The sequence below is a fragment of the Ruegeria sp. BK1 genome, from assembly GCF_056535645.1.
In genome coordinates, this window is record NZ_JBQFIS010000001.1 from 274,651 (window position 1) to 291,257 (window position 16,607).

The 16,607-nt window shown below is 59.5% G+C and carries 23 protein-coding genes; 14 read left to right on the forward strand and 9 right to left on the reverse strand.

Annotated features, from left to right (window positions below):
- Positions 1 to 33: 33 nt before the first annotated feature.
- Positions 34 to 3,378, reverse strand: coding sequence for a carbamoyl-phosphate synthase large subunit (carB, locus tag ACR3E7_RS01305; RefSeq protein WP_480503281.1), 3,345 nt, complete (start codon positions 3,376 to 3,378; stop codon positions 34 to 36).
- Positions 3,379 to 3,554: 176 nt separating this feature from the next.
- On the opposite strand from carB, the gene ACR3E7_RS01310 reads away from it, so the two are divergent.
- The 4 genes from ACR3E7_RS01310 (at position 3,555) to aspS (ending at position 7,807) form a co-directional block, all read left to right on the forward strand.
- Positions 3,555 to 4,682 carry an aminodeoxychorismate synthase component I gene (locus tag ACR3E7_RS01310; RefSeq protein WP_480503280.1) on the forward strand — a complete coding sequence of 376 codons (1,128 nt, stop codon included), beginning with the start codon at positions 3,555 to 3,557 and terminating at the stop codon, positions 4,680 to 4,682.
- Complete coding sequence (locus ACR3E7_RS01315; protein ID WP_480503279.1) at positions 4,637 to 5,284, forward strand: aminotransferase class IV family protein; 648 nt, start codon at positions 4,637 to 4,639, stop codon at positions 5,282 to 5,284. The genes ACR3E7_RS01310 and ACR3E7_RS01315 overlap by 46 nt, the downstream gene beginning before the upstream one ends.
- Positions 5,281 to 5,952, forward strand: coding sequence for a CPBP family intramembrane glutamic endopeptidase (locus ACR3E7_RS01320; protein ID WP_480503278.1), 672 nt, complete (start codon positions 5,281 to 5,283; stop codon positions 5,950 to 5,952). Before ACR3E7_RS01315 ends, ACR3E7_RS01320 begins: the two co-directional genes overlap by 4 nt.
- 79 nt (positions 5,953 to 6,031) lie before the next feature.
- Positions 6,032 to 7,807 (forward strand): aspartate--tRNA ligase, encoded by a 1,776-nt coding sequence (gene aspS, locus ACR3E7_RS01325; RefSeq protein ID WP_170769056.1) that lies wholly within the window; start codon positions 6,032 to 6,034, stop codon positions 7,805 to 7,807.
- A gap of 63 nt (positions 7,808 to 7,870) precedes the next feature.
- Here aspS and ACR3E7_RS01330 read toward each other — a convergent pair whose 3' ends face one another.
- Both ACR3E7_RS01330 and ACR3E7_RS01335 read right to left on the reverse strand, forming a co-directional pair.
- Positions 7,871 to 8,005, reverse strand: coding sequence for a hypothetical protein (locus ACR3E7_RS01330; protein ID WP_269149750.1), 135 nt, complete (start codon positions 8,003 to 8,005; stop codon positions 7,871 to 7,873).
- Position 8,006: 1 nt separating this feature from the next.
- Positions 8,007 to 8,723, reverse strand: coding sequence for a response regulator (locus ACR3E7_RS01335; RefSeq protein ID WP_170769057.1), 717 nt, complete (start codon positions 8,721 to 8,723; stop codon positions 8,007 to 8,009).
- Positions 8,724 to 8,857: 134 nt separating this feature from the next.
- Here ACR3E7_RS01335 and mce point away from each other — a divergent pair, with 134 nt between their 5' ends.
- Together mce and ACR3E7_RS01345 are read left to right on the forward strand one after the other, a co-directional pair.
- A complete protein-coding gene (gene mce, locus ACR3E7_RS01340; protein WP_170352375.1) occupies positions 8,858 to 9,262 on the forward strand; it encodes a methylmalonyl-CoA epimerase in 405 nt (134 codons plus the stop codon).
- A gap of 16 nt (positions 9,263 to 9,278) precedes the next feature.
- Positions 9,279 to 9,554, forward strand: a complete 276-nt coding sequence (locus ACR3E7_RS01345; RefSeq protein WP_170769058.1) for a DUF1467 family protein — start codon at positions 9,279 to 9,281, stop codon at positions 9,552 to 9,554.
- Positions 9,555 to 9,557: 3 nt separating this feature from the next.
- Here the strand turns inward: ACR3E7_RS01345 and ACR3E7_RS01350 are convergent, their stop codons facing one another.
- Positions 9,558 to 10,247, reverse strand: a complete 690-nt coding sequence (locus ACR3E7_RS01350; RefSeq protein WP_480503276.1) for an EI24 domain-containing protein — start codon at positions 10,245 to 10,247, stop codon at positions 9,558 to 9,560.
- Complete coding sequence (locus ACR3E7_RS01355; protein ID WP_480503274.1) at positions 10,244 to 10,822, reverse strand: nitroreductase family protein; 579 nt, start codon at positions 10,820 to 10,822, stop codon at positions 10,244 to 10,246. The genes ACR3E7_RS01350 and ACR3E7_RS01355 overlap by 4 nt, the downstream gene beginning before the upstream one ends.
- 136 nt (positions 10,823 to 10,958) lie before the next feature.
- Here ACR3E7_RS01355 and ACR3E7_RS01360 point away from each other — a divergent pair, with 136 nt between their 5' ends.
- Positions 10,959 to 11,234, forward strand: coding sequence for a DUF167 domain-containing protein (locus ACR3E7_RS01360; RefSeq protein WP_480503273.1), 276 nt, complete (start codon positions 10,959 to 10,961; stop codon positions 11,232 to 11,234).
- On the opposite strand, the gene ACR3E7_RS01365 is transcribed toward ACR3E7_RS01360, so the two are convergent.
- Positions 11,231 to 11,470 carry a hypothetical protein gene (locus tag ACR3E7_RS01365; protein WP_170769820.1) on the reverse strand — a complete coding sequence of 80 codons (240 nt, stop codon included), beginning with the start codon at positions 11,468 to 11,470 and terminating at the stop codon, positions 11,231 to 11,233. The two genes, ACR3E7_RS01360 and ACR3E7_RS01365, sit on opposite strands and share 4 nt — an antisense overlap.
- 122 nt (positions 11,471 to 11,592) lie before the next feature.
- Here ACR3E7_RS01365 and ACR3E7_RS01370 point away from each other — a divergent pair, with 122 nt between their 5' ends.
- The 5 genes from ACR3E7_RS01370 to ACR3E7_RS01390 all read left to right on the forward strand — a co-directional run bounded on the left by ACR3E7_RS01370 (position 11,593) and on the right by ACR3E7_RS01390 (position 13,526).
- Positions 11,593 to 12,300: a M48 family metallopeptidase gene (locus ACR3E7_RS01370; protein ID WP_170788198.1), complete on the forward strand. Its 708-nt coding sequence runs from the start codon at positions 11,593 to 11,595 to the stop codon at positions 12,298 to 12,300.
- The gene (locus ACR3E7_RS01375) at positions 12,297 to 12,665 is read left to right on the forward strand and encodes a YigZ family protein (protein ID WP_170783879.1); all 369 of its coding nucleotides are present in this window, start codon (positions 12,297 to 12,299) and stop codon (positions 12,663 to 12,665) included. The genes ACR3E7_RS01370 and ACR3E7_RS01375 overlap by 4 nt, the downstream gene beginning before the upstream one ends.
- Positions 12,666 to 12,733: 68 nt before the next feature.
- Positions 12,734 to 12,997, forward strand: a complete 264-nt coding sequence (locus ACR3E7_RS01380) for a DUF6455 family protein (protein WP_480503272.1) — start codon at positions 12,734 to 12,736, stop codon at positions 12,995 to 12,997.
- Positions 12,997 to 13,266 carry a DUF6455 family protein gene (locus tag ACR3E7_RS01385; protein ID WP_269149751.1) on the forward strand — a complete coding sequence of 90 codons (270 nt, stop codon included), beginning with the start codon at positions 12,997 to 12,999 and terminating at the stop codon, positions 13,264 to 13,266. The genes ACR3E7_RS01380 and ACR3E7_RS01385 overlap by 1 nt, the downstream gene beginning before the upstream one ends.
- 2 nt (positions 13,267 to 13,268) lie before the next feature.
- The gene (locus ACR3E7_RS01390) at positions 13,269 to 13,526 is read left to right on the forward strand and encodes a DUF6455 family protein (RefSeq protein ID WP_480503271.1); all 258 of its coding nucleotides are present in this window, start codon (positions 13,269 to 13,271) and stop codon (positions 13,524 to 13,526) included.
- On the opposite strand, the gene ACR3E7_RS01395 is transcribed toward ACR3E7_RS01390, so the two are convergent.
- The gene (locus ACR3E7_RS01395) at positions 13,523 to 13,765 is read right to left on the reverse strand and encodes a CDGSH iron-sulfur domain-containing protein (RefSeq protein WP_170769066.1); all 243 of its coding nucleotides are present in this window, start codon (positions 13,763 to 13,765) and stop codon (positions 13,523 to 13,525) included. The two genes, ACR3E7_RS01390 and ACR3E7_RS01395, sit on opposite strands and share 4 nt — an antisense overlap.
- A gap of 198 nt (positions 13,766 to 13,963) precedes the next feature.
- Here ACR3E7_RS01395 and ACR3E7_RS01400 point away from each other — a divergent pair, with 198 nt between their 5' ends.
- Positions 13,964 to 14,152, forward strand: coding sequence for a hypothetical protein (locus tag ACR3E7_RS01400; protein WP_170769067.1), 189 nt, complete (start codon positions 13,964 to 13,966; stop codon positions 14,150 to 14,152).
- 126 nt (positions 14,153 to 14,278) lie between these two features.
- Positions 14,279 to 14,635 carry a diacylglycerol kinase gene (locus ACR3E7_RS01405; RefSeq protein ID WP_170769068.1) on the forward strand — a complete coding sequence of 119 codons (357 nt, stop codon included), beginning with the start codon at positions 14,279 to 14,281 and terminating at the stop codon, positions 14,633 to 14,635.
- Between the two features lie 9 nt (positions 14,636 to 14,644).
- On the opposite strand, the gene ACR3E7_RS01410 is transcribed toward ACR3E7_RS01405, so the two are convergent.
- Together ACR3E7_RS01410 and rimO are read right to left on the reverse strand one after the other, a co-directional pair.
- Positions 14,645 to 15,049: a hypothetical protein gene (locus ACR3E7_RS01410; protein ID WP_480503270.1), complete on the reverse strand. Its 405-nt coding sequence runs from the start codon at positions 15,047 to 15,049 to the stop codon at positions 14,645 to 14,647.
- Between the two features lie 109 nt (positions 15,050 to 15,158).
- Complete coding sequence (gene rimO / locus ACR3E7_RS01415; protein WP_480503269.1) at positions 15,159 to 16,547, reverse strand: 30S ribosomal protein S12 methylthiotransferase RimO; 1,389 nt, start codon at positions 16,545 to 16,547, stop codon at positions 15,159 to 15,161.
- Positions 16,548 to 16,607 lie beyond the last annotated feature (60 nt).

The following is a 16,607-nucleotide window of genomic DNA, read 5'->3' on the forward strand; positions in this document are numbered from 1 at the left end:
GGTTTTGCTTTTTTCTGTAACCGGGCGGTGGGGTTAACCCTGCAGGGATTTGACCTCGACATCGCCCTCGGCCTGCGCCTTGATCGCCAAAGCTGCGGCATGGCTAGCGGCCGCAGTGGTGAAATAGGGGATCTTGTCATACAGCGCGATGGAGCGGATGGACTTGCTGTCTTCGACCGCCTGCGCGCCTTCGGTGGTGTTCATTAGCAGCTGCACCTGACCGTCCTTGAGCATATCGGCCACGTCGGGTCGGCCTTCATAGACCTTGTTTACCACGTCGCAGTCGACGCCTTGCTCTGCCAGCCAGGCTTGCGTGCCGCGCGTTGCAACCAGTGAGAAACCCTGTTCGGTCAGCACCTGCGCCGCCTCAAGCATTGCGGGTGTCTTGTCGGCATCCTTGATCGAGATAAATGCGCGGCCCTCGGACGGCAGCACCATACCAGCGCCCATCTGCGCCTTGAGGAAGGCGCGCGGGAAGTCGCGGTCCCAGCCCATGACCTCGCCGGTCGAGCGCATTTCGGGGCCCAGAATGGTATCAACGCCGGGGAAGCGGGCGAAGGGCAGCACGGCCTCTTTCACCGAGAACCACGGCATGTCCGGGTCGGCCAACGTCATCTGGTCGGCAATCTTGGTGTCCTGACCTTCCTTGTACGCGGGGCGCATCGGGAAGGTTGAGAGCTTCTCACCAGCCATGATACGCGCTGCGATGGACGCAATCGCGCTGTCGGTCGCCTTGGCGACGAAGGGCACGGTGCGTGAGGCGCGCGGGTTCACTTCGATCAGGTAGATCTCATCGTCTTTGATCGCGAACTGAACATTCATCAGACCGACCACGTTCAGAGCCTTAGCCAATTTGAACGCCTGATCCTTGATCTGATCGAGGATCTCCTTGGACAGCGAGTAGGGCGGCAGAGAACAGGCCGAGTCGCCCGAATGCACGCCGGCCTCTTCGATATGCTGCATGATACCTGCCACATGCACATCGGTGCCATCGCACAGCGCGTCCACGTCCAACTCAACCGCGCCCGCCAGATAGCTGTCCAGAAGTACGGGGCTGTCGCCCGAGACGACGACGGCCTCGTTGATATAGCGCCGCAGCTGATCCATATCGCGCACGATTTCCATGGCGCGCCCGCCCAGAACGTATGAGGGGCGGATGACCAGCGGGAAGCCGATCTCGTCTGCAATCTCAAGCGCCTGTTCGTCGGTCGAGGCGATGCCGTTCTTGGGCTGTTTCAGGCCTAGTTCGTTGACCAGCGCCTGGAAGCGTTCGCGGTCTTCGGCAAGGTCGATGGCGTCGGGCGTGGTGCCGAGGATCGGAATGCCTTCGGCCTCAAGCGCGTTGGCTAGTTTCAGCGGGGTCTGACCGCCGAACTGAACGATCACACCGTGCAGCGTGCCGTTTTCCTGCTCTTTCGTCAGGATCTCCATGACGTGTTCGAAGGTCAGCGGCTCAAAGTACAGGCGGTCCGAGGTGTCATAGTCGGTGCTGACGGTCTCGGGGTTGCAGTTGACCATAATGGTCTCATAGCCCTGTTCGGTCAGCGCGAAACAAGCGTGGCAGCAGCAATAGTCGAACTCGATCCCCTGACCGATCCGGTTGGGGCCACCGCCGAGGATGACTACCTTTTTACGGTCGCTCGGGCGCGCCTCACACTCGACCTCACCCATCATCGGGGCTTCGTAGGTCGAGTACATGTAGGGTGTCTGCGCTTCGAACTCGGCGGCGCAGGTGTCGATACGCTTAAACACGGCGGTGACGCCTAAGTTGAGACGGGCACGGCGGACATTGCTCTCATCTCGGCCGGTCAGGCTGCCCAGACGGGCATCGGTGAAGCCCAGCATTTTCAGCTTGCGAATACCGTCCTCGGTGACGGGCAGGCCATCTTTGCGCACCTGACGCTCGGCTTCGATGATCTCGCGGATGCGGGCCAGGAACCACGGGTCGAACTTGGTGACGCCGAAAATCTCGTCGTCGGTCAGACCATGGCGCATGGCCTGCGCGATGGTGCGCAGGCGATCCGGTGTCTGCTGGCTGATGGCCTTGATCACAGCGGCCTTGTCGTCGGCTTCATCCCATAGAGCAACGTTCAGACCGGGGATTTCTATCTCATCAAAGCCGGTCAGGCCCGATTCCATCGAGGCCAGCGCCTTTTGCATCGATTCGTGGATCGTGCGGCCGATGGACATGGCCTCACCCACCGACTTCATCGCGGTGGTCAGGTAGGGTTCCGAGCCGGGGAATTTCTCGAAGGCGAATTTCGGGATTTTAGTGACCACATAGTCGATGGTCGGCTCGAAAGACGCAGGCGTGACCTTGGTGATGTCGTTGTCCAGCTCGTCCAGCGTATAACCCACGGCCAGTTTCGCGGCGATTTTCGCAATCGGGAAACCGGTCGCCTTGGAAGCCAGCGCAGACGAGCGCGACACGCGCGGGTTCATCTCGATCACGACCATGCGGCCATCGACGGGGTTGATCGCCCATTGCACGTTCGATCCGCCGGTCTCGACCCCGATCTCGCGCAGCACGGCAATCGAGTGGTTGCGCATGATCTGGTATTCTTTGTCGGTCAGCGTCAGGGCCGGGGCCACGGTGATCGAGTCGCCCGTGTGCACGCCCATGGGATCGACGTTTTCGATGGAACAGACGATGATGGCATTGTCGGCGGTGTCGCGCACCACCTCCATCTCATATTCTTTCCAGCCCAGCAGGCTTTCGTCGATCAGGATCTGACCCACGGGGGACGCATCCATGCCTGTGCGGCAGATATGAATGTAATCCTCGCGGTTATAGGCCACGCCGCCGCCGGTGCCGCCCAATGTAAAGGCGGGGCGGATGATGGCGGGCAGACCGACGGTCTCCAGTGTCTCAAGCGCCAGCGCTACGCCCGCGTCCAGATCTTTTTTGCCGTCCGCGTCCTTGGGGGCGGTTACAATCTCGGCTTTGGGGTTTTCGATGCCCAGCCTGTCCATCGCCTCGCGGAACAGTGCGCGGTCTTCGGCCATTTCGATGGCGTCACGCTTGGCACCGATCATCTCGACGCCGAACTTGTCCAGCACGCCCATCTCTTCCAGCGCCAGCGAAGTGTTCAGCCCGGTCTGTCCGCCCATGGTGGGCAGCAGCGCGTCGGGGCGCTCTTTCTCGATGATCTTGGCGACAACTTCGGGGGTGATCGGCTCGATATAGGTGGCGTCGGCCAGACCTGGGTCGGTCATGATCGTGGCGGGGTTCGAGTTCACCAGAATGACCCGGTAGCCTTCTTCGCGCAGCGCTTTACATGCCTGAGCGCCGGAATAGTCGAACTCGCATGCCTGACCGATGACAATGGGCCCCGCCCCGATGATCATGATCGACTTGATGTCGGTTCTTCTCGGCATGGCCACGTTCCTTCAATTGTTCGCGAGTCAGGGCACCCCCAAGCGCCCAAATTGTCCTGCGTTATAGGGACAGCGCGAAAAGGTTCAAGGGGTATCGGAAACAGGGGTGAAATTGCCGCTTTCCCCTCTTTCCCTCAGCCCCGTATTCTCTATACCGCGCAGCACGGCAAATGAGGATGCAGGTGCGTATTCGTTTCGATCAGGGCCCGGCCGGGCAGGGGACCACTTTTGACCGGCCCACGCAGGTGATCCGCGCCGACCGCGCGGAAGATGTGCCCCACGCGTTGGAGGCGCTGGATTCCGCGCGCGCGGATGGTGCGTGGTTGGCCGGTTATGCCAGCTATGAGCTTGGTTATGCGCTGGAGCCGAGGTTGTCCGCGCGGATGCCCGAGGGCCGCCGCCTGCCATTGCTGTGCTTTGGCGTCTTTGACACGCCGGCCCAAAGCGACCTGCCTGCGCCTGCGGGTGGAGTGACCGGTTACGCGCCTCGTTGGGACGAGGCGCGCTATACCCAAGCCTTCGCCCGCGTGCATGAGGCGATCGGCGCGGGCGATATCTATCAGGCCAACCTGACCTTTCCGATTGATCTGACGGTCGAAGGTACCAGCGCCGCTTTGTATGCCGCGTTGGCGGCAGGTCAGCCCGTGGGCCACGGCGCGCTTATGCAGCAGGACGGTTTGCCTGACTTGCTCAGCCGCTCGCCCGAGCTGTTTTTCCGTACCGATGCCGACCGTTTGATCGAAACGCGCCCGATGAAAGGCACCCAACCGCGCAGCGAGGATTTGGCCGAAGACGCCCGCCGCCGCGATTTCCTGTCGAGTGACGCAAAGAACCGGGCCGAGAACCTGATGATCGTCGACCTGCTGCGCAACGATATCAGCCGTGTGGCGCTGCCCGGTTCGGTCAACGTGCCCGAACTGTTCAAGGTCGAAACTTATGCGACCGTGCATCAGATGATCTCGCTGGTGCAGGCGCAGCTGCATCTGGGGGCCGAGCTTTCGGACATTCTGATGGCGCTTTTCCCCTGCGGCTCGATCACGGGTGCGCCCAAAATCCGCGCGATGGAGATTCTATCCGATCTGGAACCCTGGCCGCGCGATATCTATTGTGGCGCGATTGGCTGGGCCGCACCGGATGGGCGGTCGGAATTCAACGTGGCCATCCGCACGCTGATGGTCGAGGGCGGCAAAGCCACCCTGAATGTGGGCGGCGGCGTGGTCTGGGACAGCACTGCCCCATCCGAATATGAGGAGGCGCTATGGAAAGCCCGCTTCGCCCGCCAGATGACCCTGACTTTCGCTTGATCGAAACGCTGGCCTTCCGGCCGGGGCAGGGGTTTGTGCGCCGTGATCGCCATCTGGCGCGCATGGCGCGATCGGCTGAGGCGTTGGGAGTGCCGTTTGATCGGGCCCGCGCCGTGGCCGCTTTGGAAGATGTCGCGGGTCCATCCGCTCTGCGTTGCCGGCTGACGCTAGATATGGCAGGCGCTGTGGAGGTGACGACCGGTGCGCTGCTCGAGAACCCGCCGTTCTGGCGTGTGGCAATCGCGGATCAGCGTTTGCGGGCCTCGGATGTGTGGTTGCAGCACAAGACCACACAACGCGCGCTTTATGATGACGCCCGCGCATCGCTGCCACCGGGAATTGACGAACTGCTGTTCCTGAATGAACGCGACGAACTGTGCGAGGGCACGATCAGCAATCTGTTTCTGCACATGCCTGATGGACGCGGCCTGACGCCCGCACTGTCCTGCGGCGTGCTGCCCGGCATACTGCGCGAAGAGGCGCTGAAAAATAAACAGGTTACTGACGCCGTGTTATCCTTGACCGACCTGAAGGATGCGACAGAAATATATGTCGGAAATTCCTTACGCGGCCTGATCCGGGCGGAGTTGGTAGAACTGTGAGCAAACAATTCGAGTGGGCCGAGAGCGCGCCTCAAACGCTGCGGCTGCGTGTCGAGTTCGGACTGTTCTTCATCGCTGTCCCGGTGCTGATCGCGGTATTCTTTCCGCCCAGTTGGATGTTCCCGTCGCTGTTCAGTTTCACCGCACTTGGCATCTTACTGCTGCACTATACACCGGGCTTTGAATGGGCCGAACTGCGATACAACCATGGCAACTGGTCCTGGACCGAGGTTGCCCTGTTTGCCGTTGCGATGACTCTGTTTTGCGTGGCGGTCGTGATGATCGCCCGCCCCGAGGCCGCCTTTTTTCTGCTGCGCGAACGGCCCGAGATCCTGCTGATGATCTGGGTCTTCTACCCCTGCATCTCGGCCCTACCGCAAGAGCTTCTGTTTCGGTCGCTGTTCTTCCGCCGCTATCATGCAATCCTGCCGGGCGAGCGCGCGGCCTATCTGCTGAACGCCGCGCTGTTTTCGTTGGCGCATCTGATGTACTGGAGCTGGATCGTCGCTGTCATGACATTTGCGGGTGGGCTACTGTTCACTTGGGCCTATCGCAAACGCGGCTCATTTTTCTATGCGGTGCTGTTGCATGCGATTGCGGGCAATATCATCTTTGCGGTCGGTCTGGGCATCTATTTCTACTCGGGCAACGTGCAAAGGCCGTTTTGAGCGGGATACCTGCCTTGACTTTCGCGGCCCGACGGGGTGTATCGGCGCGACGAATTCTGCGCCCGAAGGGATATGATCCATGCACGCCTATCGCAGCCACACCTGCGCCGCTCTGACCGCCGCCAATGTCGGTGAAACCGTCCGCCTGTCTGGCTGGGTGCATCGGGTCCGCGACCACGGTGGCGTGCTGTTCATCGACCTGCGCGATCACTTTGGTGTGACGCAAGTTCTGTGCGACGGCGACAGCGCCGCCTTTGCCGAGCTGGAAAAAGTACGCTCCGAATGGTGTATCCGCATCGACGGTACCGTCAAAGCGCGCGACCCGGAACTGGTGAATCCGAAACTGCCCACCGGTGAGGTCGAGGTTTACGTGCGCGAGCTAGAAGTGCTGGGCGCAGCCGACGAACTTCCGTTGATGGTGTTCGGTGATCAGGAATATCCTGAGGAAACCCGCCTGCGCTATCGCTATCTGGACCTGCGCCGCGAGGCGATGCAGCAGAACATGACCCTGCGCTCGGACGTTGTCGCCTCGATGCGCCGCCGCATGTGGGATCAGGGCTTCCGCGAATACCAGACGCCGATCATCACGGCGTCCTCTCCCGAAGGCGCGCGCGACTTTTTGGTGCCCTCGCGCCTGCATCCGGGCAAGTTCTATGCTCTGCCGCAGGCCCCGCAGCAGTTCAAACAGCTGATCATGGTGTCGGGCTTTGACAAGTATTTCCAGATCGCGCCGTGCTTCCGCGACGAAGACCCGCGCGCCGACCGCTCGCCCACCGATTTCTACCAGCTTGACCTTGAGATGTCCTTTGTCGAGCAGCAGGACGTGTTTGACACGATCCAACCGGTTCTGACTGGTGTGTTCGAAGAATTCGGCGGTGGCCGCAAAGTGGATCAGGAATGGCCGCAGATATCCTACAAGGACGCGGCCCTGTGGTACGGCAGCGACAAGCCCGACCTGCGGAACCCTATTAAAATGCAAGTGGTCTCCGACCACTTCCGCGGGTCTGGCTTTGCGATTTTCGCAAAGCTGTTGGAGCAGGAGGGTACCGAAATTCGCGCTATCCCGGCGCCGACCGGCGGCAGCCGCAAGTTCTGTGACCGTATGAATGCGTTTGCGCAGAAAGAGGGTCTGCCGGGAATGGGCTACATCTTCTGGCGCGATCAGGGCGATGGGATGGAAGCCGCAGGTCCACTGGCCAAAAACATAGGCCCCGAGCGCACCGAGGCGATCCGTCAGCAACTGGGCCTGGGTGTCGGGGACGCGGCGTTCTTCCTGGGTGGCAAGCCGAAGGCCTTTGAAAAGGTGGCTGGTAAAGCTCGTGACGTGATCGGTGATGAGCTGGGTCTTACCGAAAAAGACCGCTTTGCCTTTGCCTGGATCGTCGATTTCCCGATCTATGAGCAGGACGAAGAAACCGGCGCGATCGACTTTGAACATAACCCGTTCTCGATGCCGCAGGGCGGTATGGAGGCGCTAAACGGCAACCCTCTGGACGTGCGCGGCTATCAGTACGATCTGGCCTGTAACGGGTATGAGTTGGTCTCGGGCGCGATCCGGAATCATAAGCCCGAGATCATGCTGAAAGCTTTTGAGCTGGCAGGCTATGGCGCGGATGAGGTGAAATCTCGCTTTGGTGCTTTGTTCAATGCGTTCCACTATGGCGCGCCGCCGCACGGTGGCTGTGCCGCGGGTATCGACCGGATCGTGATGCTGTTGGCTGATGAGGCCAACATCCGCGAGGTCATGATGTTCCCGATGAACCAGCGCGCCGAAGATCTGATGATGGACGCACCGTCCGACCCTAGCTCGGATCAGTTGATGGAGCTGGGATTGCGGATCATCCCGCAGGAATGACAAGAAAACCCGTCGCAACGCTTGCGGCGGGTTTTTTCTTTGGTCGGATGTTTCGCGAAGAGGTCAAAGCTGTCCGGTTTGCTCCAGTGGATCGTTGACCAAGGCTCGGGCGGCGCGAATGTTGCGGGCCGCCGCGCGGGTCTGGCAATAGATCCAAAGGCTCAGCAGCGTAGCCGTCGCGAAATAGGCTGTTGCCATCTCAGATCGCCTCACGCTGTTCCAGGCGAGCTTGAACGATCCCGGCGACCTGAGCGGCCAATGCGGTGACGGGCGTCCCTTCGGCGCGGGACGCGGCCAAGCGTTTGGCCGCGTCTGCCAGCACTTTGTCATCGGCATCGCGGGCAACCCCCCGCAGGAACTGGGCGGCATAGTCCAGCGTGCGGTGATCATTCGGGCCAGCCAGCACATCGGCGATATGGGCCATGTCATCCTGATAGGCCAGCGGATCGGGGTTAATGACCTGATCCCGGACAGCGTTCAAGCTGCTGGGGCGGCGATCCTCGGGTAGGTGCTGCAGCACCATGGATTGAAAGTAAGAAAGCGATTTCAGCGGCTTGGCCAGAAAACCGTCAGCCCCGGCCTGCGTGGCTGCGTTTTCGGTATAGGTGTCGCCGGACATCGCCAGAATGGCCCCGATACGCGGCGATGCTTCGGTCAATTCGGCAATCAGCTCGGCCCCTGAGCCATCCGGCAGCCCCATATCGACCAAGATGACCGAGGGACGGTAGATCTGCAAATGCCGCCTTGCCGATTTCAGGCAATCCGCGCGTCGGATCCGGGCACCGGAATGCAGGCACATCAGTCGGATCGCGTCGCAAGCATAGCGGCTGTCTTCGACAACCAGAATGGTTTGTCCCAGCAAAGGCCGCATCGCCGTTGGCTGTGCGGCTGAGGTGAAGGGGCTCGAATCGTCCATGGCAGAACTCCTAGTCAGCAGATGCCTCACGCTAGGAACTTCTGGCTAACACGACGTTAACGGCAATTTGGCGCACTTGTTCTTTGATTGAACTGCCCCCATAACCGCTGCAACGCAGAATAGAGGAGAGTTCTATGATCGGTCGCCTGAACCATGTTGCCATCGCCGTGCCTGACCTTGAGGCCGCGTCCGCGCAATATCGCAATGCATTGGGAGCCAAGGTCGGCGCGCCTCAGGACGAACCCGATCACGGCGTAACCGTGGTGTTCATCGAACTGCCAAACACCAAGATCGAACTGTTGTACCCATTGGGCGATGATAGCCCGATCAACGGGTTTCTGGAAAAGAACCCGGCTGGTGGCATTCACCATGTCTGCTATGAGGTCGAAGATATCATCGCGGCCCGTGACCATCTGAAGGAAACCGGTGCGCGCGTGCTGGGCTCGGGTGAACCCAAGATTGGGGCTCATGGCAAGCCAGTGCTGTTTTTGCACCCCAAAGACTTTAACGGCTGTCTGGTCGAGCTAGAACAGGTCTAACCCAAGCGAGGCTGCCATGACGATCACCGCTGCATTGGTTCTGTTTGCCGTTATCTGGTTTCTGACATTGCTGGTCGTATTGCCGATCCGCATTAAGACGCAGGGCGATCTGGGCGAGATCGTTCCGGGCACCCATGCGGGTGCGCCGGAAGTGCATCATATGAAGAAAAAGCTGTGGATCACCACCGGGTTGACGGTGGTGCTTTGGGCGATCATCGCGGGGATCATCATTTCGGGCGTCATCTCAGTGCGGGATTTCGACTGGTTGAACCAGCTTGAGCCGCGCGGTTGAGCCTCAGACGGACAGCCTGTGGTAGATATGGGTGAACGTGGCCACTCCGACAATCGGGATGACAAGGTTCACCAGCGGCACGGTCAGAGGAATGGCCATCAAAGCGCCCGCCAGCCAGATCGTGACCATATGTTTGCCCCGTAGCTTGCGCGCGCCTTCGCGCCCGATCCGCCGCATCGCGACCAAAGTGAAATATTCCCGACCCAGTAGAAAACCGTTCATGCCCCAAAAGATGAACGGGGCCAGCGGCGTGAAGATTACATAGAGGATCAGTGCCAGCAAGTTGGCGACGATCAACACCCCCATAAAGCTGAGCGCATCGCGCAACCCGTCACTGATGGCAATTCCGTGCACCTTTGGCAGGGTGGGATAGTGTTTGTCCTCGACCGCCTGCGCGACCTCTTCCAGAAACAGAGAGATGATGGCCGAGGCGACCGGCATCATCAGGAAGACCGGCAGAATCACCACCGCAAAAATACCGGAATAATTCAACACGTCGTTCAGCCACGGAACGGCTCCGACGAAGGGCAAGGTGATTTCATCGCTGGACAGCCAGTTGATCAACCAGATCGCGCCTGCGCAGGCCGCGATCAGCAACACGATCGTCAGGCCCACGCCCCGGAACAGAACCGAACGGAATCTGGGATCTCCGATCTGTCCGATTGCCGCAAAAAATGCGTTGAGGATGATCATTCAGGAACCCATTCGGTCAGTGCGGCCACGTCCGGGCGGGGACGTTCTGGCGGGGCTGCGGATTCGGTAGCAATGTGGATCAGACCAGCGATCCGTTCATTGTCTTTCAGTCCAAAGGCGGTGCGGCAAAACTCGGCGTCATGTGACTGCCAACCCGACAGCCAGTTCGCGCCCCAGCCCGCCACTAAGGCTGCGTTCAGCAACGCCAGACACACCGCACCGGCGGAATAGGTCTGTTCAATCGCGGGGACTTTTTCGGATGGTTTTTGAACCTCGACCACTGCTACGGCCAGATGACCCATGTCGAACTGGCTGCATGCTTTGGCGATCTCTTCAGGCGACTTACCCAGCCGTTCGCCGCATTCCTGCGTCAGCGCTGACAAACGGGGCATCGCGCCGCTTTCCAGCACTATGAATCGCCACGGCTCCAGCTTGCCGTGATCGGGACTGCGGGCGGCGGCGGTCAGCAATGGGGTCAGTTCATCCCGCGTCGGGGCAGGAGCGATCAGTGTTTTCGCAGGGCGGGACCGGCGGGACAGCAGAAACTCAAATGCGGCCGGATTCTTCAAGGACATATGTTAACTTCCTTTACATGGGCTTTCTGTATCTGGTTGAGCCTCTGGCGGGTTTCAAGTGCAAAGGGCTGGGCTTGGTGGATCAATTCCATCCCGGGGCCAGCCGTGCAACAGTGTTTTGGGATCGGAGGATGAGATGGCTAAACCTAAACTGCGCAATCTGCCGGATCTGAGCGATCTGACCGACGCGGGGGCCGAGATTGCGGTTAAGGTGACGCCTAAGGCAGCTTCGGACCGGATCGCGCGGGATGGGAGCGTAGTGCGCATCCATGTGACCACTGCGCCCGAAGACGGCAAGGCGAACGAGGCTGTGCGCCACATCCTTGCTGCGGCCATGGGGGTGGCCACGTCTTCGCTGACCCTGAAGCGCGGACATACGGCGCGGGACAAGGTCTTTGTCTACGATCCTTAATCCGGTGTTTCGTGGATTTGGTACACCCCCTCGGGCAAATCCAGCGCAGCGGCCAGATCGCGGACCTGTTCCGGCGACAGCGTGATTTTCTGGACCTGATCGGTTCGAGGATCAAACTGCTCTAGCGTCACGCATTCTGCGAAATTGTTGATCACCACATCCTCTTGCAAAGGCTTTTCGCCTTCGTCCACCAGCGTAATGACCGTCGAGTCGAATTCATGCTCAATCGAAAACATGATGGCAGAGTGCAGGGCGATGTTCCGCTTGGCAACCCGTACTATCGCATTCAACCGGTGGCAGTCCCAAGGGGTCTGCGCTATGGTCAGCCAAACGGCGTGACCGTTTCAAAGGATGATCCATGCACCGTTTGATGTACCTGTTATTTCCCGTGTTTCTGGCCGCCTGCGACGCCAATGCGCTGCGGGTTCAACCTGCCGAGGACTGGATACAGGGCGAGGGGGATTTCAGGGTCGAAGCCGCCACTTTCCAGCAGATCAGCCAAAGGGTCGGCGAACAGGCCAGGGTCGAATGTTTGCGACGTGCCAATGTCAAGAATTGCGACTTTACCACATTGGTCGATCTGGACCCGAAAGCCCCTGCCAACGCATTTCAAACACTGGATAAAAACGACCAGCCGGTGATCATTTTTACCCGCGCGATGATCGAATCCGCTCAGAACGCGGATGAGTTGGCCTTTGTGATGGGGCACGAAGCCTCCCATCACATCCTGCGTCATATTCCGCGCCAATCGGTGAATGCACGCGAAAGTGCCGAGATTTTCGGCGATCTGGCGCGATTGGCCGGTGCCGAAGGGGCCGCCGTGGAAGAGGCGCAGAAACTGGGCGCGCGGGTGGGGACGCAGGTCTATGTGCGTGACTTTGAACTTGAAGCTGATGAGCTTGGAACGATCATAACCTTTCGCGCCGGGTATAACCCTTTGATCGGTGCGAAATATTTCGACCGCCTGCCGGATCCCGAAGACAGTTTCCTCAGCACCCATCCCCCCAACGCCAAACGGGTCGAGGTGGTGAAGCAGACCGCCCGCGGGCTTGGGTTGACGCAATGACCGCAGTGAAAAAGCTGGGGGTGATCCTGACGGATCGGGGCTCGAAATACGCAGTATCCGGTGCGCCCGTGTCATCGCGGACCGAGGTCGACGCTGTGCTGCATGCGCTTAAGGCGGATAAATCATATGCCAAGGCCACACATAATACATGGGCGGCGGTACTGCCCACTGGGGCGCTCAAGGCGGATGATGGGGAAAGTGGCGCGGGGATGGTGATCCTTCGGATGATGGAACGGGCCGACGTGCAGAACCACGTCGTAATAGTCACCCGCTGGTATGGGGGCAAAAAGCTGGGCGGGGACCGCTTTCGGCGGGTGCAGGACGCAACGCGAACCTATCTGGATCAGATCGACACCGGGGCTTGACCTGTATCAAGGGCCTGCGCCGCCGCATCCGCTAACCTGATCGAAACGCATCAGGGAAAGGGTGCCATATGTCCAACAGAGAGACCCTGAAGCATCACGCGGGCCTCGTCGATCAGATGGCAACGCGAGTAGGCATCGACCTGGAAGACGCAGCGCTTCGGGGTGATGTCTCGATCGATGAGATATCCGAAGCGGTTCTGCGCTGCACAGGATGCGCCAATCCCGAACATTGCGAAGCGCTGCTGGCGCAAGTGGCGGTATCGCAGGACACGCCGGAATATTGCCGCAACAAAGGCCTGTTCGCCCAGATCAAGCCACGTAAGGGGCGGTGATGCAAACGCTTGGGGCTGTCATGACGCACCTACGGCTTGTCCTGCGCATGGGGCAGGCAACAGGCGCGGACGTGGTTTCAGCGCATCGGCAGGGCCGCTTGAGCCAGGAGGACTGGGCCAGCATGGTACGGGCCTGTCAGGGATGCGCTTGGGCCAGATGCTGCCCCGATTGGTTGGATCAAAACAAGGGCGCGACCCAGGCACCTCGAACCTGCCCGAACCGGGCCAGATTTGCCACGCTTAGGTCCGGGAAAACTCGAGAGGGTTGAGAATGAAAGATATTCTTGGGGACGTCGAAAAACACTTCTGGCTGACGCGGTCCGTCGCGCGCTGCATGAATCTGTCCCTGACCGATGCGATGACCGAAGGGCGTCTTAGCGCCGAACGCTACGCGGAAATGGTCACGAAATGTCGCGCTGCCGATTGCAGCGAGACATGTGCGATATGGTTGGCCGAACAGCAGGCCAAGGCGGACAAAGCGCCTGAGTTTTGCGTGAACGCGCAGGCTTTGAATGCGCTGAAACCCTAAATTTTGGAATGCGAGCCGTCACATAGCGGCGGGTTGGCGCTGTGTTTGCATCCGCAAAAGAACACTTTCTTGTCTGCCTCTGCGGTGTATTTGACCGGCTCAATCCCCGTTCCCTTATGTGAACCGTCACAAAAAGGCTGACGCGAGGATTTACCACAGGCGCACCAGAAATAGTTTTTCCCCTCGGTCACTTCGACGGGATAGGGGGCTTTCTGAGAAATGATCGGTGCGTCTGACACGAGGCTTCTCCGGAGTTTGCTGATGTCTGCTGGTCAGACAGTTTAGCGTCCGATTTCCGTTCTGCCATGGCAGCATGGATTTGCCGTTTTCACATTCACGTGATCAGATTTGTTGCAAAAATGCCAGCGAAGTCGTATTTTGAGACTGGCCCCGAATTTCTGGGCAAAATCAGAAAATTATTAGAAGGAATGACGGACATGAAACTTAGATTTGCCGCCGTTGGTGCGTTTGCTTTGGTCGTTGCAGCCTGTTCTCAGCAGGAAGAACCAGCTCCGGTTTATATTACACCCGAATATGACAAGTTTGGTACGCCAAGCTGTCCGGCCGGAACCGCATTGGCCACGACTGAGGCAGGCCAGACTGTCTGTAACCCGGTCGCGCAATAACAAACCTTCAGGCGGCTCGCGCGCGGGCCGCCTGCTTTCAGATAGATGCCGCCCACTGGGCGGTTTTTTCTTGCCTGTAATTGCCGGTTTGGGCTTTTGTCTGCGAGAGCGCTGTGCAGGGAACACATGAAAAACTTTCTAATCCGTCTAAAACATCGCACAGTCTGGAGCTGGCAAGGGCTGGCCGCGACGTGGCGCGATGAGTACTCGTTTCGCGTATGGGGATGGGCCAACCTGATCTCGGTGGGGCTGGCAATTGGACTACCCCTCAGCGGCGGTATGCGCGCGTTGATTGTCATCATGGGAATTTTGGTTCTGGTCGCCGAACTTTTCAACACGGCGATAGAACGGGCCGTGGATCACACATCTACAGACCACAACACTTTGGCCGGCCAAGCCAAAGACGCCGCCAGCGCAGCGGTTGCGCTGACGGCCATTGCCGCTGCGGTGGCATGGATGGCGGGTCTTGTGGCTATGCTCTGACGGTCGTCATTACTTGATTCGATACCGCCCGTACCCGCGATGAGATCTGTGATACCGGACTCCTCGATAAGATCTTTGGTGCCGGAACGCGTGTTTCTTCGGCACATAGTACCGATGGTAACGTTTCTTGCTGTGTTTGAACTTCGACCGGTGGTGCTTTTTGACCGGCTTGGCATGATGCACCTTGGCTTTTGCGACCGGCTTGTGGACCTTTTTCTCATACACTTTGGGCGCAACGAAGTGTTTGTGAACACGATGTTTGCCGCGATAGTGGATGCCAAGGGATTTCCCTCCGACCAGCGTAAACTGAGCCGTGCTGCCCGAGCGCACTTCTGCAAAAGCAGGCGCTGCAAATAGTTGTACCGCCAGGAGCGCGACGGCGCATTTCGTTGCGAAAGGACGCAATTTAGACATGGTAACCCTCCTTTTTAGACGTGTTTGGGTTCTGTCCAAATCTGGGGCCTGATGCGGGGGATCGCCAATAAACTTGGCTCACGCTTGCCCTATCGGTGGTTACATTGCCTCAGCGCAGCGTGCCCCACAGGTCATATTCCCCAGCCTCGTCCACCTCGACCGAGACGATGTCGCCGGGTTTGAGGTCTTCGAACCCTTCGTCGACGAACAGGTTGCCGTCAATTTCGGGGGCGTCGGCCTTGGTGCGGCAGATGGCAGCCTCGTCATCGACCTCATCCACGATCACGTCTAGCCTTTGTCCGACCTTTGCGGCCAGCTTCGCCTCGGATATCGCCTGCGCTTTTTCCATGAACCGTTCCCAGCGGTCCTGTTTGACTTCGGACGGGACATGATCGGGCAGGTCGTTCGAGCGCGCCCCGGCCACGTTTTCGTATTGAAAACAGCCGACACGATCCAATTGAGCCTCGTCCATCCAATCCAGCAGGGTCTGGAACTCGGACTCGGTCTCGCCGGGATAGCCGACGATAAAGGTCGAGCGTAGGGTGATATCGGGGCAGGTCGCGCGCCATGCGGCGATCTCGTCCAGCGTTTTGGCGGCCGCCGCCGGGCGGGCCATGCGTTTCAGAACGTCTGGGTGGGCGTGCTGGAACGGAATATCCAGATAGGGCAGCACGTTGCAGCCCGCATCGGCCATCAGCGGAATCAACTCGCGCACATGCGGGTAGGGATAGACATAGTGCAGGCGCACCCACGCATCGAACTGACCCAACTCGCGCGCCAGATCGGTGATGTGGCTGCGGACCTCGCGATCTTTCCACGGGTTCACGTCATATTTGCGATCCAGCCCATAGGCAGAGGTGTCCTGAGAAATCACCAGCAGCTCACGCACGCCATTGTCGACCAGCTTTTCGGCCTCACGCAGCACGGCGTGGGCGGGGCGGCTGGCCAGTTTGCCGCGCATGTCAGGGATGATGCAGAACTTGCACTTGTGGTTACAGCCCTCGGATATTTTCAGATAGCTGTAGTGGCGCGGGGTCAGTTGCACGCTAGCGGCGGGCAGCAGGTCTACAAACGGGTCGGGATCGGGTGGAACGGCTTGATGTACGGCGTCCAGCACTTGTTCATATTGATGCGGCCCGGTGACGGCCATGATGCGGGGGTGATGCTCGCGGATGCAATCCGGTTCGGCACCCAGACAGCCGGTGACAATGACCTTGCCGTTTTCCACTAGTGCCTCACCAATCGCGTCCAGCGACTCGGCCTTGGCGCTATCCAGAAACCCGCAGGTGTTCACGATCACGGCATCTGCGCCTGAATAATCGGGCGAAATCCCGTATCCTTCGGCCCGCAGGCGCGTCAGAATACGCTCACTATCCACCAAAGCCTTGGGGCAGCCCAAAGACACCATACCAATGGTGGGCTGGTTCGGACGGGGCGTGTCGGTGATCCGGGCGGCAGGCGCCAGGTCGGGGCGGAGGTTCGGCGGGTTCGTGGTCATGGCGCGGCATATAGTGGGGAACGCTTCCCCTTGCAAATGGCCGCTGGGCTTAGAATGATA

Coding starts and splice junctions, on each gene's coding strand:
- carB (WP_480503281.1), bottom strand. CDS start 3,378: ATGCCGAGAAGAACCGACATCAAGTCGATCATGATCATCGGGGCGGGG.
- ACR3E7_RS01310 (WP_480503280.1), top strand. CDS start 3,555: ATGCAGGTGCGTATTCGTTTCGATCAGGGCCCGGCCGGGCAGGGGACC.
- ACR3E7_RS01315 (WP_480503279.1), top strand. CDS start 4,637: ATGGAAAGCCCGCTTCGCCCGCCAGATGACCCTGACTTTCGCTTGATC.
- aspS (WP_170769056.1), top strand. CDS start 6,032: ATGCACGCCTATCGCAGCCACACCTGCGCCGCTCTGACCGCCGCCAAT.
- ACR3E7_RS01330 (WP_269149750.1), bottom strand. CDS start 8,005: ATGGCAACAGCCTATTTCGCGACGGCTACGCTGCTGAGCCTTTGGATC.
- ACR3E7_RS01335 (WP_170769057.1), bottom strand. CDS start 8,723: ATGGACGATTCGAGCCCCTTCACCTCAGCCGCACAGCCAACGGCGATG.
- mce (WP_170352375.1), top strand. CDS start 8,858: ATGATCGGTCGCCTGAACCATGTTGCCATCGCCGTGCCTGACCTTGAG.
- ACR3E7_RS01345 (WP_170769058.1), top strand. CDS start 9,279: ATGACGATCACCGCTGCATTGGTTCTGTTTGCCGTTATCTGGTTTCTG.
- ACR3E7_RS01350 (WP_480503276.1), bottom strand. CDS start 10,247: ATGATCATCCTCAACGCATTTTTTGCGGCAATCGGACAGATCGGAGAT.
- ACR3E7_RS01355 (WP_480503274.1), bottom strand. CDS start 10,822: ATGTCCTTGAAGAATCCGGCCGCATTTGAGTTTCTGCTGTCCCGCCGG.
- ACR3E7_RS01360 (WP_480503273.1), top strand. CDS start 10,959: ATGGCTAAACCTAAACTGCGCAATCTGCCGGATCTGAGCGATCTGACC.
- ACR3E7_RS01365 (WP_170769820.1), bottom strand. CDS start 11,470: ATGTTTTCGATTGAGCATGAATTCGACTCGACGGTCATTACGCTGGTG.
- ACR3E7_RS01370 (WP_170788198.1), top strand. CDS start 11,593: ATGCACCGTTTGATGTACCTGTTATTTCCCGTGTTTCTGGCCGCCTGC.
- ACR3E7_RS01375 (WP_170783879.1), top strand. CDS start 12,297: ATGACCGCAGTGAAAAAGCTGGGGGTGATCCTGACGGATCGGGGCTCG.
- ACR3E7_RS01380 (WP_480503272.1), top strand. CDS start 12,734: ATGTCCAACAGAGAGACCCTGAAGCATCACGCGGGCCTCGTCGATCAG.
- ACR3E7_RS01385 (WP_269149751.1), top strand. CDS start 12,997: ATGCAAACGCTTGGGGCTGTCATGACGCACCTACGGCTTGTCCTGCGC.
- ACR3E7_RS01390 (WP_480503271.1), top strand. CDS start 13,269: ATGAAAGATATTCTTGGGGACGTCGAAAAACACTTCTGGCTGACGCGG.
- ACR3E7_RS01400 (WP_170769067.1), top strand. CDS start 13,964: ATGAAACTTAGATTTGCCGCCGTTGGTGCGTTTGCTTTGGTCGTTGCA.
- ACR3E7_RS01405 (WP_170769068.1), top strand. CDS start 14,279: ATGAAAAACTTTCTAATCCGTCTAAAACATCGCACAGTCTGGAGCTGG.
- ACR3E7_RS01410 (WP_480503270.1), bottom strand. CDS start 15,049: ATGTCTAAATTGCGTCCTTTCGCAACGAAATGCGCCGTCGCGCTCCTG.
- rimO (WP_480503269.1), bottom strand. CDS start 16,547: ATGACCACGAACCCGCCGAACCTCCGCCCCGACCTGGCGCCTGCCGCC.